Below are 15,629 nucleotides of genomic sequence, written 5' to 3'. Positions count from 1 at the left end.
TAGCTTGCTCTTCCCCTCTCTTAGATCCGCTGCCGGCGATCAACGGCAGTCGGCTGCATGACTTGGTATTACCCGGGCAAATGCAGCGCTCGCAGGATGCGTTTCTCATACGCAGGCCAGTCCCTTTCGGAGTTTTCGATCGCCAGCTTGGCGATAGGAAGTTGCTCGAACAAATGATCGGTCATGCGACGGTAGTCGCGATAGAGGGCAATCAGACCATCCAGACCCGCAAAACCCCTGCGAACGCAGTACGGAGCCGCAAGCTTCCAGTTGACCTGGTAAGCCACCCACTCGTCGCCGCGTTCCGCGCATACGGTGCGGATGGCTTTGTCGACGTCCTCCTGCCAGAAGTACAGGACAAAAGGATCGAGCGGAGCAATAGCGGTGGCCACCGCCTGCACATAGTTGGAGATCAGTGCAGGTTCCGCCTCCATAAGAAGCAGATGTGTCAGATCGCCATGAAAGAGTTGGCCATCCATCACGACTATTGCGGCGTCTGTCCGCATAGACTCGACGAACGCGGTCCATCGTGCAAGAGCACGCTGCGCCAGTTGAGCGGCAGTCGCGTCCCGCCAAGGTTCAAACCAATGCTCGAGTTCGTCTGTTGCTCGGACCGGATGTGGGTCGGTCCGCTCATGTACAGGCTGCGCTTCGCTTCCAGTCTCCTGTAAGCGTTTCGCAATGAAGCGCATCGTAGTCGACTTTCCGGAGCCCATGATGCCTTCGACAATTACGAGCCGAGGCGCGATGAACTGTTCAGCATGGGTTGAGTTCGTCGAACAGGCCATTGTTCACTCACTAGCCGTCAGGAGTTAGTGGAGACCGATCTTGTGAAATTGCCGATTGATTGCGCCCCGGCGAACCGAGTCTATGTCGCAATTGTCGCGGATTTGAAGGAAGGAGTCGAACGACCGATCGTGGCCGCACTGAGTTGGGTGACGATTGTCAGGTCTCACTGTCAGCAAATGAGTGCTCCCGACCCAAGCCAGCGGAAACGCTATCCACGGCCGTGTGCATACGCTTAAAGCGATGCCCGTTCCAGAAACTTCCTGATCTCGAGAGAGTAGGCGCCAGGATGCGAGAACCTGAACATGTGGCCGGTGCGCGGCATGATGACTTCCTGCGAGCCCTTTATGCCCTTCAGGAGGATCCCCGCGGCTTCTTCGCCGATCAGCTTGTCTTCCTCGGGCGTCAGAATCAGCGTAGGGACGTCGATCTTCTTCAGCAGGGCCGCATAGTCCACCTTCTCGATCGAGCGCATGCGGTTGACGTAGGCTTTGTGGGGCGTCTCCTTGACGAAGAAGGCGCGACTCTTTGCGGTTGACCAGGGGATCTCCCCCTCCTTGTCAAACGTCGAAGCCAACTGCGCCGCGTGAACCCGGAGAGTCGTCTGTCGGTAAAAGGGCCCGGGGAAGAACGGTACAAGCACTGCCAGCGTCTTGAGCAAGGGCGACGTGATCGGGCTCCTGGCAAAACCACCAGAGAGCACCAGACCTTTAAGGCCCTTCGGCTGCCGCGTCGCAACCGCGATCGAGGAGACCGCGCCGTACGAATCGCCAACCAACACATAGCGCTCGAGGTCCCTCACCTGGTCAGCGATGAAGTCGGCCAACGTTTCCAGCTCGCACACCTCGTCCGGCAAACGAAGGGTACGCATGGGGCGACCCTGCAAGTGAGTCAACTGGTTAAGCTGCCACGGGGCCCCTGCGAAGCAAGGGATCATGACCAAGGTGGGCTGTGTTTTCATGGGGTACGCCTGGCGGCTTGAATAAACGACGACCGAACTCTAGGCGGACCAAGGCATTCGATCCAATGGCATTTGCACACCATGTCGATGCACGAGATTCATGGCCCATGTCGCTCCGGCCGCAGCAAGCCCCCGCCGATGTCTAGTCGGCGATCATCATGTTCGTAATCCACTCAACGGCGGGCTCGTTGGCGCGCCCTCGGGCTCGAACAACGAGTACCTCCCAGGTTGGTAGCGCCAGGGGCAACTCAAAAAGGCTTAGCTGCGCGGCCTCCTGCATCCGCAATGCGACCCGCTCGGCAACAACGGCAATCGATTGCGAAGCGCCGACCATGAACGGAACAGCCAGAAAGCTGGGGCAGGTGACGTTCACCTTGCGGGTACGACCGAGGTTCTCCAGTGCATCGTCGACAGCGCCCCGTGTATCGCCGCGCGGCGAGACCAGAATGTGCGGCAGGCGAGCGAAGTCATCCAATTCCATGTGCAGCTTCTTGCCTCGCTTGACCAGAGCGGGGTGCCCTTTGCGCGCGATGCCGACGAAACGCTCCTTATGGGCAAGCTGGCAATCAAAGCGCTGCGGGATCTGGGCAAAAGAGCCCGACCCTAGCACGATGTCGAGCTCGCCGGCGTCTAACATGCGCAGCGCGGATTCGATATCGGCCGGCCTGAGCCTCAGCACGACGCCCGGCGCAGCGGTTTACAGGGGCGATGACGGTCAATACGGCGTGATCGGTGGCCGCCACTGAGAGCGTCGCTTGCAAACGACCTGGATCGACCGGGCCACGTGGACTGGCGACGAGCCTGACCGACTCGAGCACCGCCGCCACTCTCGGCATTAACTCTATGGCCAGCGGCGTCGGCGCGATCCCGCGGGGGTTACGAATGAAAAGCTGATCAGCAAAAGCTGTACGCAGCCTCGATAAGGCGTGGCTGGTTGCGGACTGGGACAAATGCAATCTTTCGGCCGCGCGGCCAACGTGCCTTTCGGCCCACAGCGCCTCAAGTACAACCAGAAGGTTGAGATCGAAACGCGTCAGATCGAGGGGCTTCATGCTGTATTAGCCTCTTCGTTGATAACTCGAAGCACGGAACTTTCGTACCGCCCTTTCGGGGCTGCTGCCGTGCACGGCAACGACAAGGGTGGCGTCTGGCATGCGGGCAAGCTTACCGCGAGCAGACAGGAGCGCTGCGCGACAAAGGTCACGTTATGTACATGAGGATTCTGCGGCCTTGGCCAGCTCCGCCATTGCCTGCCTTGCCGAACGAAGTTTTTCATCGCCCATGCAACGGGCGAGCTCCGCCTTGGCCTCACTCCACACCGGGAACGCATCGACCACGAGTTGACGCCCAGATGTCGTCAGAGTGAGCCGCTTCCCGGCACGGCCACGTCCGCCTTCAGCGCGGACCAAATCCCGGCTCTCCAGATTCTGAACATTTCGGCTGAGGGTAGTCGGATCAACCCCGGCCCTATCCGCAAGATCGACAAGCGTCGTCCCCTCGGCCGCACCGATCCCAACCAAAAGGCTGAATTGCTCGGCCGTCAGCCCGAGCGCCTTGAAGCAGGCATTGTAATAGCGCGTGAGTGCACGCGCCGTTGCACGAGCCTGGAAGCCCGGACACTCCGCTGCAACGTCCTTCAAAGATTCTGGATCAAAACCGTTCACGTCTGCCTCCTTGACAACTCCATCATCGCATAATAATGTATATGCATTATTAAGGGGAGCACAGTGCCAGCATACGTACACGTCAATTTACGCGTCATCGACTCCGCCAAGCAGGCCGCGCTCGCTCCACGCTTTCAGGCGGCGCTAAAAGACGCGGGAGGGAAGATTCTGCATTTCGGTCCTGTTGCGCAGATTCTGGAGGGGGATGAGGTGCCGTTGCCGATGGCCGGCGTGTTTGAGTTTCCGACTCTCACCCAGGCGCTAGCCTTCTACAATTCCGAGCGGTATGCGCCGATCAAGGCCGAACGTCGGGAAGCCCAGCAAGCGCGGATGTTCATAGTCGACATGCCCTCGTGAGTGTCCGCTTTCGGAAGGCGTGACGGTCCGGAAGGGGTCACGAGTGTGAGTTCGCCGATGCAGGAAGCTGCAGTCCGGTTGCTCGATGCCGTCACGGTCAGCAATGCGCCCCATTGCTGACCGACAACCCAAGCCACCCCACCGTCGGAATTGGTCGAAGCGTGCGCATAGCTATTCCGGCAGGTTCCGGAGTGCTCCTGCCGATGCGGTTGCAAGGACGACGAACCATGCGCACATGCTCCGGAAAAGCGCCCTAAAGGATACCGTCCAACGCCTTGGCAAGCCGGGCGACCGCGCCTTCGACGTCATGCAGTTTGTCCAGGCCAAATAATCCGACGCGGAAGGTCTTGAAGTCTTCAGGCTCGTCGCATTGAAGGGGAACGCCGGGCGCGATCTGCAAGCCGGCATCGGCGAATTTCTTGCCAGATCGTATGCCGTCATCGTCGGTATAGCTGACCACGACGCCCGGAGCCTGAAAGCCTTCGGCCGCCACGCTTTTGAAACCCTTGGCACCCAGGAGTGAGCGAACGCGCGTGCCGAGTTCAAGCTGCTCCGCTTTCACTTTGTCGAAGCCATATGCCTCGGTTTCCTTCATGACGTCGCGCAGCGTCGCGAGACTGTCCGTGGGCATCGTGGCGTGGTACGCGAACCCACCGTTCTCGTAGGCTTCCATGATCTGCAGCCACTTGCGAAGATCGCACGCGAAACTGGTGCTGGTTGTTGCGTCGATTCTTTCGCGGGCGAGAGGGCTGAGCATGACCAGTGCGCAGCAGGGTGATGCGCTCCACCCCTTTTGCGGTGCGCTGATCAGGACATCGATGCCACTGGCCTGCATGTCCACCCAGATCGTACCGGAGGCGATGCAATCCAGTACAAACATACCGCCGACGGCGTGAACAGCGTCCGACACGGCGCGCAAATAGGCATCAGGCAGCATCATCCCGGATGCAGTTTCGACATGCGGCGCAAAGACCAGATCCGGCTTGTTCTCCCTGATCGCAGCGACCACTTCTTCGATCGGCGGCGGTGCATATGCGGCCTGCCTTCCCCGTTCGACCGGACGCGCCTTCAACACGATCGATTCAGACGGAATGCCGCCCATGTCGAAAATCTGCGACCAGCGGAAACTGAACCAGCCATTGCGAATCACCAGACACTTCTTGTCCGTCGCGAACTGCCGGGCGACGGCTTCCATGCCGAAAGTCCCGCTGCCCGGGACGATAATGGCCGACTGCGCGTTGTAGACTTTTTTCAGGGCACCGGAAATATCCCGTACGACTCCCTGGAAAAGCTGCGACATATGGTTGATGGATCGGTCGGTGTAAACGACTGAATATTCGAGGAGTCCCTCGCGGTCGACATCGGGTAGTAACCCTGGCACGTTCGCCTCCGGTAATAGACGAATAAAGGAATCGAAAACACATTCTAACGAAAGCCACCGGCAGCGGCCGAGACGCCCCGTTACCTGGACTTGATCCTACAGTCTACGGCATCCATTCGATGCGCCATACGAAAGCGACCCTGATTTGCAAACGCACGAAGAACCTTAGCGCCGTCCAGTGGTTGCTCGGGCATAGCAAGATTGAAAGCACAACCAGGTACCTTGGCATCGCAGTCGATGACGCGCTTGGGATTTCGGAGCGGACTGAACGCTAGTGCGGTCAATGCTGGCCGCACGAATCGATGATGCGGGTGGGTTCGCGCGACCGCTTTCTGCCGAGGCTATCTTCGTGCGAAGCGGGCAAGTTATGGCCGCTCTCCCATCTTGCGAAGCCGTTAGCCGAATGACTGGAGCCTCGGGGACGCGCCCGATAACCGTCGAGTACAGTTCGGCCGTTGGAGCCGTTGGCCTTCGATCTGATCGCAGCCCGTCGAATGACTGCTTCGCTTCTCCGCGAAGCGGTCATCAACGTCGGGACGAATTCGGCCATCTGGCGCGTGATGGCAGGCTAGGCCAGTCGCATTAGCTTTTTTCTACAGTCGCGAACTTTGGCACAGGTCACCATTACTACTGCGCCCTACACGATTGAGGCGCTTATTCGCTTTGTGCTTATTTGCGCCCGGTTGTCGTCATGAATTGCTGTTATTTGCCAGCCGGCGACGCTGTGGTCGGGGTTGCCAGCGTGTTATTGCTCCCGTAAGCGGGGGTGCCGGACGTCAAGCTATTGTTTGTGCTATTCGGCAGGCCCGAGTTCGGAGACCCGGTGCCCATGCCGCTGTCCGAGTTGGTGGCGCCAGGTGTGCCGTAGCCGCTCGTTGCGCTCGTTGTATTAGCGGCCGGCGACACTACGCTCGGGGTCGCCAGCGTGTTGTTGCTCTGTGCATAAGCGCCGCCCGACAGCGTGAGTGCGGCGACGGCCGCGATTAATGTGCTGGTTGCCTTGTTCATGACCGTTTCCTCCTTGATTGGACTGGAATTTCGGTATTGACGACTTACAGTGCGCCGACAGCGCTGGCGCGAGCCATCGCAGGTGATACCAAGTTTAGGAAAGCGGTGGTTGATAATTAAGCACGTTGTTCGCAAGGGTGAATTTCGATTTTTGGAATTACCCTTAACAGGTCCGGGTCCCCAATCTGAAGCTGGCGTGGGTCGGCAATGCGCGGTGCATGCTATGACCCGCGAGGGAACTGCAGTGATCGAGTGAAGCCGTCCGCGATGCTAGTGTGTCCTTGCTGTTGGGCCGCCGCCGATTTCTCCGCGTAAGAACCTAGATTCGCTATCGCATTCTCAATCACGACATGCTTAAGCTCGGCCAGGGCAGCCGGCAACCAGGTCTCGGCGAAATCGCCAGGTAAGCCGAAGCGCACCACGCCGGCGACAGATGCCCCTCGGACCGTCCTGATGACTTCGTCATTCAGATCCAGAATGCGGAGTGCATAAGAGAGGACGAGGTCCCGGATTCCGTCAGAACCAGACCTCGTCCTTGACGACGAAACAGGGGCTGGCCTACCTGTTCTTCAAATTGGGAAGGGCAACAGCAAATACGAAGCTTCGAACTGACAGGTGACCAACTGACCTACCGCGTCGTACCTCGACCGAACGGCGATGTGCCGATCTCGGCCTGGCGCAGGCTAAGGTAATTGCACAAGGTGGACTTATCCGCGAAAGGTTCGCGCCGCGACTGCTGAATGCTGAAAACGCACACTGAGGCATGGCAGGCATTTCGAACCGTATTCGGCCTCGGGTGATCCGGATCCGGGTGAATGATCTGGCGTATAGGCTATAAGCCCTGCAGAAAGGAACAGGGCCAATTAACGGCCGAGATCTCTGCCGAGATACGCAGCGGCCGCCTCTGTCAGCGCGATGCCGTGCAACTCCTCCGGCGATGCCAGACGCGCGGCGACAATCTCACGATTATCAAGCCGCAACTCGGGTATGCCATCGAGGTGCAGTTCAAAGAAATGCACCTGGTCTCTGCGTCCGTCCCACATGCCGCAGGCGCTGCCCGCGGGAAGTAATGTGTACGACGACAGACCAATCTCCTCCTCCAATTCGCGCCGCGCCGCTGCATCAGGCGACTCACCGGGCCGGACACTACCCCCGGGGAAATTCCACTCGGCACGGTACGATGACTTCACAAGCAACACCGCCCTCCCGACGTAGATTGCGACTAGCGCGCCCTCATGGCGAGGCCGTCGAAGGTGCCACCAGGCGCGAGCGAACGGGAATCCGAGGCGAAGCACCATGCGCCAGACAGCGTCGATAAGCATAGCCGGTTGCACTCGCTCAAGGCTCGGCATGAGTTCTCTCCTTTCCTTCTTTCAACCTATTCGGCAAGTGGCGTCGGACCATGCTGAATGGAAACGCCCAAAACGTTAGCATGCGCGAATGTGCATCCGCGCAGTCGCAGTCGCAGTCGCAGTCGCAGTCGCAGTCGCAGTCGCAGTCGCAGTCGCAGTCGCAGTCGCTCAGGGTTATAGCCGAATCTGGCGGCAAGCCTTCATTTACCTTTGACAGTTGCGGAATCAGTTGCCTGCGATCTCGCACATACTACGCTGCGCGCCGGCATCGCCTCTACCTCGACGCGTTGCCCGTTGACCTGAATGTCCCGTAGTCGGGGCTCAACGAGTTGGAATGTTCCCTTCGCGAGGGCATCGCGAACCGCAGCGCAGTCGGGTGCGATCGAAAACTTGCCAACGAGTTGCCAATCTCCGCTGCTGGCCTGATCAAACACGAATCCAATACCGCCGCTATTCGGGAAGAGCACGACGTTAAGTTTGTGAGCGCCGGTCAGGTCGACGAGGTACGCATCACACTTGACCGATCCAAAGTTCAGGCAGGCCGGGAGCATCCAGTTTTGTGTGACGCGTTTCCAGTCCATTGAGAGAAATGACGCTGGAACTGATTGGCCCGGCGTGCGTGACACGATATTGGCGGCGAGCGTCGCGGCGTCCAGGTGGCCCACGTTCAAAACGCCTCGAGCAGGCTCCCGTGCAACCTGCGCGCTCAGTTCGCGAATGGCGGTGGCATTGGGTGCCTGAGTCTCTCCCTGCAGGCGCTCGAGCGCCTGCAGGCCGTATCTCGCGGATCCGTAGCGCAAGAAGTGATAGTCGAATTTCTCGGGCGGCACGCTTCCCGTGACGAGGCGGTCTACCTGGCTTGCCACCGACAGTCGTGCCGGGTCAGCCAGCGGAGTGAACAACGCAACGAGAACAGCGAGTGAGACCCACGCCGTGACCACGTTCACAGGCGCGATTCTCGGGAGGGTGTCACTGCGCGTCAGCGCAGCCCAAGCATAGCCGATGGCGTAGAAACAAGCCACGAAGGCTCCCGCACAGGCCAAAACGCGGTGCGGCGTGAGTCCATACTGGCCAATGCGCAACGCGAGCGCGTAAGTCGCGAGCATCACCAGCACGGGAAGCATGAAGCACGAAATTCTCATGCAAAGACGCAGTACGCGCGGTGCCTGATCGGATCCAGGACCGCCCTTGAAAGCGGCATTCACAAAGAGGATTGTCAGCGCCGCAACGCCCAGCAGGATCCATGTGGCTGAGCGCGTGGCCCATAGCAATCCGAGTCCGGTGAACGGCAGGGATGCGAGGAATCCACCAACAATGACAACGAGGACGAGAAGCAGCCACGAGAGGAGTGACAGCACAAGCGTGCGCGATCCCCGGATCAGTTCTGACCTCACATCGGTGACGTGCAGGGCTCCGGCAAATGCCATCGCGCTCACGGGGATTCTGAACCACGACTCACGCAGGAGTTGCTCGAGGAAATGCAGCTTCAGCAACAGGAAGAGTGCGGCACCCAGCCAGAGCACAAGAAAGATCGCGCCGACGAACAACGCGGACAGGCAGACCTGGAGCCCGAGTTTCCAACTGACCTCGAAGTACGACTCATACGGTGCAAACCACGAGCTTGCCATCTCACCGGCGAGAATGAGACAAAAGGCGATAAAGACAATCACGCCACCGTGGAACGTGACTGCCATTGAGGGCAGCGGTGCGTCGGCTCGGCCAAAAGGTGGCATGCCAATGATGTGAGTGCCTGCGGAGCGCCACGCGTCGTGATAGCCAAGAATTGCGACAACGACGGCGAGGGCGGCGGCCCACATCGCGAGCCGCGCTCCGCGCATTCGGGGCAGGCCGACAACAACCGTCGGCGGGATGAACAGGATAACTAGAAGCAGCGGAAAGAACAGAACGGGGATAGTCGCGATGCCGCTGCGAACATGCGCAGCGTTCAGGAGCAAATACAGCACCAAACCCTGGAAAACGCCGGTGATCAGCCGGAGTGCGAAAAGATCTCGACCTGGAGCAGCCCGCAGTGTTTCCTGCTGATTGTTTTGCATTTCCATCCCCGCTTTGACGAATCTGTTTTTTCTACGGTCGCGCTGGGCGCCGGCCTGTCCGTCGTAACCGATGCGGTTGTCTTGCCGACGCCCGGAAAGTCATTGGCCGTACCTGTTCGCCGCGTCACGCGCGAACGCGATGTTCGAGTTCAAAGCCATTATATGCGACCGATCTGGACCCTAAACTCCGACAGTCGATAGGCACATAGGTCGATTGTCGACGGGCTCAAATCCTCAATTCAGCCATAATCTGTTCGGCAAGAAAATCACAGGGCGGTCGGCCGGATCGGGCACTGCGGGCAAGGACGACTTCGAGGTCATCCAGGGGCGGTAACCCTTCGTTCTGCGATAGCTGAACAAGATGCCCCGGTACGCTGCATTTTGCGAGAGGCGCTATCGCGAGCCCTGCGTCGACCATGCTGATAAGGCCCAACAAACTCGGGCTTTCGTAGGACATCCGGAATTTGATATTTTCCCGCTGAAGCGCTCTGATGGCATAGGCACGTGCCGTACTACCATGAGCGAAAACGGCGATTGGAAGCGGGCGCTCCTTCCACACTTTCCTTGTGGGCGACCCGGCCCACACCATCGGTTCGAACCGGACGAATTCGCCAGCGATCCCCCTCGTTTTCGTGATGCATGCCAGGTCCAGCGTATTGTCTTTGAGCAATGGAGCGAGTGCGCTGCTGGGCAGGCCAATCACCCGAATTTCAACACGCGGATGAGCAACCGCGAACTTGCCCAGAACCTGGGGCAGCAACGATGACGCGTAGTCGTCAGGAACGCCGATGGTGACCCGCCCCTTCATCTCCGGGCGAACGACCGATGCCCATGCTTCCTCCCGCATCGCCAGCATTCGACGGCCATAGTCGAGGAGCGTCTTTCCCTCCGTGGTAATCACCACGTTACGGGTGCTTCGCACGAAGAGCGGCTTTCCCAGCGCTTCTTCAAGCGCCTTGATCTGCATGCTCACCGCCGACGGCGACCGATTCACGGACTCCGCACCTCGGACAAACGACCCCGTATCGGCGACCGCCACCACCATTTCAAGCACGTCCAGATCGAGTTTTTTCATATTCGTCAGAAAATCTGAGTAATCGATTCAGTTTAATTCGTTTTACTAGAATAGGTATCGATCCGATACTGCTAACAATGGTCACTCGCAGGGAGCCCGCGAGAATGCACGGTACGGCATCAATTTACGGATTTCTGGCGGTCGGCGGCATGCTTGCTGTGACACCAGGTCCGAACATGGTCTACGTGATGTCGCGCTCGATTGCGCAAGGACGCACGGCCGGGCTGATATCGCTCGCGGGCGTCATGCTCGGATACCTCTTCTATATGTTTGGTGCAGCGTTCGGCATCACGGCGTTCTTCCTGAGTGTGCCTTATGCGGGCAGCGTGTTGGGCGCAGTGGGCGCGGTGTATCTGTTCTATCTGGCATGGCAGGCCGTGAAACCGGGTGGCCGCTCGCCCCTGGAGGTTCGCGATCTGCCTCGCGAACAGCCTCGCCGGCTCTTCGCGATGGGCGCAACGACTAGTCTCCTGAATCCCAAGCTGGCGATGATCTTTCTGTCGCTCCTGCCGCAATTCATCAACTATCAGGACGGCAGCGTTCTCAGGCAATCGCTCGTGCTGGGTTCATCGTTGATTGTCGCGTTCGCATCGGTCAATGGCTTCGTGGCCATCTGCTCTGGCAGCATGGCGACGTTCCTCGCCCGTCGCCCAGGACTCCTGCTGGCTCAACGTTGGGCTATGGGCGTTGTTCTGGCTGTCCTCGGTGCGCACATGACGATCGATGCATTGAGGCTGGGAGGCATCTATTGATGCTGTGTTTCAAGCATCGCGCTTCCGTATTCACCCATTCGCTGTAGCGGTCGAATGTCCAGCGATCTGTATCTGACTATCGAGGCCCTAAGTCTTTAGAGTGATCGGATGCAAAGATTTTCTTCGGCCATGCGCAATCACCGCGCATTTCCAATGCAACGATCAAGAGAACTCAATGATGCAAATGAAAGGCTATCCATTCGGCGTCACCGACTGGGAGATGTTGAAAAAAAACTGAACATAAGGGCGATAGCGGTGTCGCTTACTGGCGAACGCAATACTTCGGACCGGTTCGCGTACGGCGCGTCGAGTATACGGCAGGCTACGTTGCCGACCATTGGTGCGTCAAGGGACACATCCTTTTCTGTATCGAGGGAGAACTTCAAACCGAACTTCAAGATGGACGCCAGTTCACACTCCTGCCCGGCATGAGTTACCAGGTTGCCGATGATGCCGAGGCACATCGCTCGTCGACTACAACGGGTGCCAAACTTTTCATCGTCGACTAGGTAACGTCGACCCCCTCTTTCCCGCCCTGACCTCGAACGACCGAAGCTGGCCGCACAGGGCCCATTGCGCTTATCGCTCTGCGACTCAGTGAAGCGACTACCCCCCCGCCCGCTTCGCGCTGTGCCCGCACTTTTTGAGCGCTTCAATGACCCGCTCGCAATGGTCACCCTGAATTTCGATCACGCCATCCTTGACCGTTCCGCCAGAACCGCAGGCCGTGCGCAACTGCTTGCCTAGCAAGGCCAGGGCAAGAGGATCGAGCGCCAGCCCTTTAACGACCGTCACGCTCTTGCCGCCCCTGCCCTTGGTCTCGCGCGTCACTCGCACCACGCCATCACCCGTCGGTACGGTCTTGTTGACCGCCTTGCAGACACATTCCGCGAGCACCTGCCTGCATTCGGGACACATCCGCCCGCCATCGGTGGAATAGACAAGGCCGCCTTTTGAACTACCCTTCATGATTTGCTTACTCAGAGACAGTGAAGTTGGGAATCGGAATGAGTTTAGCAGCCACTTCTGCGCCGGGCAGATTCCACTCCCCGAGTGCCGCTACACCCGCCGGGATGACGGGCATTGCGGCTGCCAGCAGCGTAAGCCGAACAGCGGCACAAGCCCATAAGCATGGTCGAGCATGTCCGACTGCAGGTTTTCGTACGCTTCCCAGCGAGTCTCGTCGACGTAGAGAAAGATCTCCAGCGCGACGACGGGCTCGCTGGACTGCAGTTGGCGGATCACGAGAGGCATGTCGTGGCGAACCGCCGGGTGGTCGCGGAAATGCGCGGTCAGATAGAGACGGTACAGGCCGAGGTTCGTGCGGCGGCGTGTGTCGTCGGGCGCAAGTGCGGCGAGCGGCTGGTGGATATCGCTGTGCAGCCGGGCGAGCAGCGCCTCGTCGGGAAAGCGGACGGTGTCGGCATCGAAATGAATCGCATGCTTCACGCGCCGGCCGCCCGACTCTGTCATGCCACGCCAGTTCTTCACGCTATTCGTCAGCAGAACGTAGCTGGGCAGCATGACGATCGAGTTGTCGAAGTTCTGCACCTTGATCGTGTTCAGCGCGATGTCGATCACCGTGCCGTCGGCGACGAAACCGGGCACCTCAATCCAGTCGCCTACCCGCAGCATGTCGTAGGCGGCGAGCTGAATGCTTGCCACGAAGCCGAGCAGCGAATCGCGGAAGATGATGATGAGAAGCGCGGTCATCGCGCTGAGGCCGGTGAGGAAGTAGGCGGGCGAACGCTCCAGCAACACCGAAATCACGGCGATCAGCGCGATCACGTACAGCACGATGGTGGCGATCTGCAAAAAGCTTTTGATCGGCCGTTCGCTCGCGGATGGGACGTGGCTATAGCGCTCGCTGACGCTGTCAAGGAACGCGAGCGCGGCGCGAAGCAGCGTGTACACCATGTAGCAGGCCGCGAGCAGCGCCAGTGGATGTCCGAGCGCCGCGATCAGCGGGAACGTGAGTCCGGAAAGCAGGGGGCCGGCCGCGTAGACGATCGCCGCGGGCACGAGCGGCGCGAGCCGATGGAAGACCTTGTGGCGCTCGGCGGCGCGCAGCCACTTGTGCTGCTCCTGGCGTGCGAGGCGGCCAACGATCATCAACATGATCGAGCGCGTCACGTAGTAGCAGATCGTGCTCGCCAGCAGAATCGCGAGCAGGAGAGCGGCCACAAGCAGCACCGCGACAAACGCGCTATCGGTATAGACGTGGAAGTGATGCCAGTCTGGACCGCCCTCGACACGCAGCGCTTCGTCGAACATAGATCCCTCCATTGTCGGCGAACCCACTTTGCCGAGCATGTCTGCTCTGACCGGTTGGCTAGCGCGCTGCGGCGGCTCACGCGATGCGGCGCCGCAGCAGGCGTCGCCACCGTGCAAGCCTGGCCGGGCCTGGCGGCGAACGCATCGTATGAACGCTATTGTAGCGGCGCCGATGCGCGACGAACTGCGATCATCAATCCCGCTCTATCGATCGCCGAATTCACGGGAAAGCGCTCAAATTCAAGCCCGATCCGAACGTCGGCGTAGAGTCCAGTCGGATCTTCGTGGAAGTGCAGAAAAGACTTTGATTTTCTATAAAACACGCCGGTTGAACGTTCCCGTAAATCCGAAAACTCACGTAAATCGCCAAGGACGCTTTCGAGCCGGTTGAGTGCAGCCGCACCTGCGTGTTTCATGGGAGTCCGTCCTTGAAATGATCAGAATGCGAATGCACCCTTTGAGGTCGCGTAACCCCTTAGTCTTTGCTCTCACTGACAAGGTCCACAAAAACCTTGTTGCTGCCCGCCACATAAAGGCGCTTGCCTTTGTGTGGGTAGTCACAAACATCCTGCTCCAGCCTCTGACCGGCGACGATAAGAACGAGAGGCATGTGCCCCGTATTCGTCAATGTATGGGCGGCACCGCCGCGTGCAAAACCCATAAAGTCCCCGGGTCCAACTTCGTACACCTGATTGTCAATCATCGCCTCGCCCGTGCCTGAGAGGATGTAGACACATTCCTCTTCGTAGAGGTGGCGATGATATTCAGTGGACTCATGCCCCGGCTGGATCGTGATGAGGTGAAAGCCGAGCTGGGTGAGCCCGGTCATTTCGCTCAGCGATCTTTTAAGACGAACGGCTCGTTCATTCAATGGATGGACGGAGCGCTGGGGCTCCATGGCGTCGATTTCGGTTGCCTTCAACAGCTCGCGTGCTTGATTCGACACTATTCGCCTCGTCTCTAACGGGTATGGCTTTGGGAGAAAGTCCGCTTGGATTGTCAGTGATCTTTTCATCAATGTCGAATGATCACTTGCTCGCACTGAAGCGGCGACGCCATGTCGCCGCCCCCTGCTGAGCCTGTTCGGTCACAACAAGGGCAGCGTCAGTCTGATGTGCTCGGCGAACGCCGTGGTGAGATGAGAGGGACGCTCCCGCTCGAACTTTAAGGTTATGCCGATGGTGGGCAACGGCGGAAGCGCGGGATCGCCATTGAGTATGGAGAGATCCGGGGCGACGGCGGTCTGTGTGATGACCGCCACGGCCTGCCCCGAGCGGACGAGGGCCGTGAGCCCGGCAAGACTGCTGCTCGCATAGGCGATGCGGTAGGCCCTGCCAGCGCGTTCCAATGCCTCGCAGGCCGCCACGTGATCGAGCGTGTCCGGATCGGAAAGCGCCAGCGGTAATGGGTCAAAGTGCGCGGAATCCAGTCCCGGATAGCCAACCCAGACCAACGGTTCGCGGCGAATGATGCCCTCATTCGAGGCGTCCTCAGGCAACGAGATCATGGCAAGGTCCAGCGCATGCATCTCCAGTTGTTCGAGCAATCGCGGCGTGGGAGCGCACATGACCTCCACCAGCGCATGCGGGTGTTGGCTTGAGAACTGCCGCAGTAAATGCGGGAGGAAAACGGCGGCGTAGTCGTCCGGGCAGCCGAAGCGGATCGTCCCCGACAGCCCTTTACCGGACAGATCGGCCATCGCCTCGTCGTGCAGTCGCAGTATGCGTTGGGCGTGGATCAACAGGCGTTCGCCGGGATTCGTCAGCACCACCCCACGACCCGTGCGCTGGAACAGCGGCTGATCGACGATTTCTTCGAGGCGCTTCATCTGCTGACTCAGCGCAGACTGGGTCCGGCCGATCCGGTTGGCCGCGCGACTGAGCGCCCGCACTTCGGCTATGACGATAAACGAACGCAGCAGATCGATTTCGAGTGAAAGACTCAAGATATTAGCCCCGCTTCTAG

At 59.3% G+C, this 15,629-nt stretch carries 17 protein-coding genes and 3 pseudogenes; 5 read left to right on the top strand and 15 right to left on the bottom strand.

Going from position 1 to position 15,629, the window contains the following annotated elements; translation table 11 throughout:
* Nucleotides 1–68: 68 nt before the first annotated feature.
* The 5 genes from PQQ96_RS26685 to PQQ96_RS26665 all read right to left on the bottom strand — a co-directional run bounded on the left by PQQ96_RS26685 (nt 69) and on the right by PQQ96_RS26665 (nt 3,411).
* Nucleotides 69–788, bottom strand: a complete 720-nt coding sequence (locus tag PQQ96_RS26685; RefSeq protein WP_408298236.1) for a P-loop NTPase family protein — start codon at nt 786–788, stop codon at nt 69–71.
* A 233-nt stretch (nt 789–1,021) separates the two neighbouring features.
* Nucleotides 1,022–1,747, bottom strand: coding sequence for an alpha/beta fold hydrolase (locus tag PQQ96_RS26680; protein WP_408298234.1), 726 nt, complete (start codon nt 1,745–1,747; stop codon nt 1,022–1,024).
* A gap of 142 nt (nt 1,748–1,889) precedes the next feature.
* Complete coding sequence (locus PQQ96_RS26675) at nt 1,890–2,426, bottom strand: LysR substrate-binding domain-containing protein (RefSeq protein ID WP_408298232.1); 537 nt, start codon at nt 2,424–2,426, stop codon at nt 1,890–1,892.
* Nucleotides 2,314–2,799 (bottom strand): LysR family transcriptional regulator, encoded by a 486-nt coding sequence (locus tag PQQ96_RS26670; RefSeq protein WP_408298230.1) that lies wholly within the window; start codon nt 2,797–2,799, stop codon nt 2,314–2,316. The genes PQQ96_RS26675 and PQQ96_RS26670 overlap by 113 nt, the downstream gene beginning before the upstream one ends.
* 153 nt (nt 2,800–2,952) lie before the next feature.
* Nucleotides 2,953–3,411, bottom strand: coding sequence for a MarR family winged helix-turn-helix transcriptional regulator (locus PQQ96_RS26665; RefSeq protein WP_408298228.1), 459 nt, complete (start codon nt 3,409–3,411; stop codon nt 2,953–2,955).
* A gap of 63 nt (nt 3,412–3,474) precedes the next feature.
* On the opposite strand from PQQ96_RS26665, the gene PQQ96_RS26660 reads away from it, so the two are divergent.
* Nucleotides 3,475–3,768 carry a DUF1330 domain-containing protein gene (locus PQQ96_RS26660; RefSeq protein ID WP_408298226.1) on the top strand — a complete coding sequence of 98 codons (294 nt, stop codon included), beginning with the start codon at nt 3,475–3,477 and terminating at the stop codon, nt 3,766–3,768.
* 253 nt (nt 3,769–4,021) lie between these two features.
* Here the strand turns inward: PQQ96_RS26660 and PQQ96_RS26655 are convergent, their stop codons facing one another.
* Nucleotides 4,022–5,149, bottom strand: a complete 1,128-nt coding sequence (locus tag PQQ96_RS26655) for an aminotransferase class V-fold PLP-dependent enzyme (RefSeq protein ID WP_408298224.1) — start codon at nt 5,147–5,149, stop codon at nt 4,022–4,024.
* Nucleotides 5,150–5,235: 86 nt separating this feature from the next.
* On the opposite strand from PQQ96_RS26655, the pseudogene PQQ96_RS26650 reads away from it, so the two are divergent.
* Nucleotides 5,236–5,424 (top strand): annotated as a pseudogene (locus PQQ96_RS26650) (tyrosine-type recombinase/integrase); the annotation flags it as partial.
* Between the two features lie 427 nt (nt 5,425–5,851).
* Here PQQ96_RS26650 and PQQ96_RS26645 read toward each other — a convergent pair.
* Nucleotides 5,852–6,157: a hypothetical protein gene (locus tag PQQ96_RS26645; protein ID WP_408298222.1), complete on the bottom strand. Its 306-nt coding sequence runs from the start codon at nt 6,155–6,157 to the stop codon at nt 5,852–5,854.
* A 572-nt stretch (nt 6,158–6,729) separates the two neighbouring features.
* On the opposite strand from PQQ96_RS26645, the pseudogene PQQ96_RS26640 reads away from it, so the two are divergent.
* A pseudogene (locus PQQ96_RS26640) lies at nt 6,730–6,849 on the top strand (lipocalin-like domain-containing protein); the annotation flags it as partial.
* Between the two features lie 171 nt (nt 6,850–7,020).
* Here PQQ96_RS26640 and PQQ96_RS26635 read toward each other — a convergent pair.
* The 3 genes from PQQ96_RS26635 to PQQ96_RS26625 all read right to left on the bottom strand — a co-directional run bounded on the left by PQQ96_RS26635 (nt 7,021) and on the right by PQQ96_RS26625 (nt 10,638).
* Nucleotides 7,021–7,509, bottom strand: a complete 489-nt coding sequence (locus PQQ96_RS26635; protein WP_408298220.1) for an NUDIX domain-containing protein — start codon at nt 7,507–7,509, stop codon at nt 7,021–7,023.
* A 200-nt stretch (nt 7,510–7,709) separates the two neighbouring features.
* On the bottom strand, nt 7,710–9,563 hold the full coding sequence (locus tag PQQ96_RS26630; protein ID WP_408298218.1) for a DUF4153 domain-containing protein: 1,854 nt from the start codon (nt 9,561–9,563) through the stop codon (nt 7,710–7,712).
* Nucleotides 9,564–9,789: 226 nt separating this feature from the next.
* On the bottom strand, nt 9,790–10,638 hold the full coding sequence (locus PQQ96_RS26625) for a LysR substrate-binding domain-containing protein (RefSeq protein WP_408298216.1): 849 nt from the start codon (nt 10,636–10,638) through the stop codon (nt 9,790–9,792).
* 104 nt (nt 10,639–10,742) lie between these two features.
* Between PQQ96_RS26625 and PQQ96_RS26620 the strand changes: the two genes are divergently transcribed.
* Entirely contained in the window at nt 10,743–11,390 is a 648-nt protein-coding gene (locus PQQ96_RS26620; protein WP_408298214.1) for a LysE family translocator, read from the top strand.
* A 178-nt stretch (nt 11,391–11,568) separates the two neighbouring features.
* Nucleotides 11,569–11,899: pseudogene (locus PQQ96_RS26615) on the top strand (DHCW motif cupin fold protein).
* A gap of 97 nt (nt 11,900–11,996) precedes the next feature.
* Here the strand turns inward: PQQ96_RS26615 and PQQ96_RS26610 are convergent.
* From PQQ96_RS26610 to PQQ96_RS26590, 5 genes are all read right to left on the bottom strand, one after another.
* Nucleotides 11,997–12,359, bottom strand: a complete 363-nt coding sequence (locus PQQ96_RS26610; protein ID WP_408298212.1) for a translation initiation factor Sui1 — start codon at nt 12,357–12,359, stop codon at nt 11,997–11,999.
* A gap of 90 nt (nt 12,360–12,449) precedes the next feature.
* On the bottom strand, nt 12,450–13,664 hold the full coding sequence (locus PQQ96_RS26605; RefSeq protein WP_408298210.1) for a mechanosensitive ion channel family protein: 1,215 nt from the start codon (nt 13,662–13,664) through the stop codon (nt 12,450–12,452).
* Between the two features lie 155 nt (nt 13,665–13,819).
* On the bottom strand, nt 13,820–14,080 hold the full coding sequence (locus PQQ96_RS26600) for a hypothetical protein (protein WP_408298208.1): 261 nt from the start codon (nt 14,078–14,080) through the stop codon (nt 13,820–13,822).
* A 59-nt stretch (nt 14,081–14,139) separates the two neighbouring features.
* Nucleotides 14,140–14,562 carry a cupin domain-containing protein gene (locus PQQ96_RS26595; protein WP_408298306.1) on the bottom strand — a complete coding sequence of 141 codons (423 nt, stop codon included), beginning with the start codon at nt 14,560–14,562 and terminating at the stop codon, nt 14,140–14,142.
* Between the two features lie 189 nt (nt 14,563–14,751).
* Nucleotides 14,752–15,629: LysR family transcriptional regulator (locus tag PQQ96_RS26590; protein ID WP_408298206.1), on the bottom strand; the 878-nt coding region annotated here is incomplete at its 5' end.

Origin of the sequence: Paraburkholderia sediminicola, from assembly GCF_046027825.1 — a bacterium.
Lineage (GTDB): Bacteria > Pseudomonadota > Gammaproteobacteria > Burkholderiales > Burkholderiaceae > Paraburkholderia > Paraburkholderia sediminicola_D.
This window is presented reverse-complemented; position numbering and strand designations above follow the sequence as displayed.

Bases quoted from the DNA above. Each gene is read 5' to 3' on its own strand.
- PQQ96_RS26600 (WP_408298208.1), bottom strand. From the start codon at position 14,080: ATGAAACACGCAGGTGCGGCTGCACTCAACCGGCTCGAAAGCGTCCTT.
- PQQ96_RS26630 (WP_408298218.1), bottom strand. From the start codon at position 9,563: ATGCAAAACAATCAGCAGGAAACACTGCGGGCTGCTCCAGGTCGAGAT.
- PQQ96_RS26595 (WP_408298306.1), bottom strand. From the start codon at position 14,562: ATGGAGCCCCAGCGCTCCGTCCATCCATTGAATGAACGAGCCGTTCGT.
- PQQ96_RS26610 (WP_408298212.1), bottom strand. From the start codon at position 12,359: ATGAAGGGTAGTTCAAAAGGCGGCCTTGTCTATTCCACCGATGGCGGG.
- PQQ96_RS26635 (WP_408298220.1), bottom strand. From the start codon at position 7,509: ATGCCGAGCCTTGAGCGAGTGCAACCGGCTATGCTTATCGACGCTGTC.
- PQQ96_RS26670 (WP_408298230.1), bottom strand. From the start codon at position 2,799: ATGAAGCCCCTCGATCTGACGCGTTTCGATCTCAACCTTCTGGTTGTA.
- PQQ96_RS26605 (WP_408298210.1), bottom strand. From the start codon at position 13,664: ATGTTCGACGAAGCGCTGCGTGTCGAGGGCGGTCCAGACTGGCATCAC.
- PQQ96_RS26680 (WP_408298234.1), bottom strand. From the start codon at position 1,747: ATGAAAACACAGCCCACCTTGGTCATGATCCCTTGCTTCGCAGGGGCC.
- PQQ96_RS26625 (WP_408298216.1), bottom strand. From the start codon at position 10,638: ATGAAAAAACTCGATCTGGACGTGCTTGAAATGGTGGTGGCGGTCGCC.
- PQQ96_RS26685 (WP_408298236.1), bottom strand. From the start codon at position 788: ATGGCCTGTTCGACGAACTCAACCCATGCTGAACAGTTCATCGCGCCT.
- PQQ96_RS26620 (WP_408298214.1), top strand. From the start codon at position 10,743: ATGCACGGTACGGCATCAATTTACGGATTTCTGGCGGTCGGCGGCATG.
- PQQ96_RS26645 (WP_408298222.1), bottom strand. From the start codon at position 6,157: ATGAACAAGGCAACCAGCACATTAATCGCGGCCGTCGCCGCACTCACG.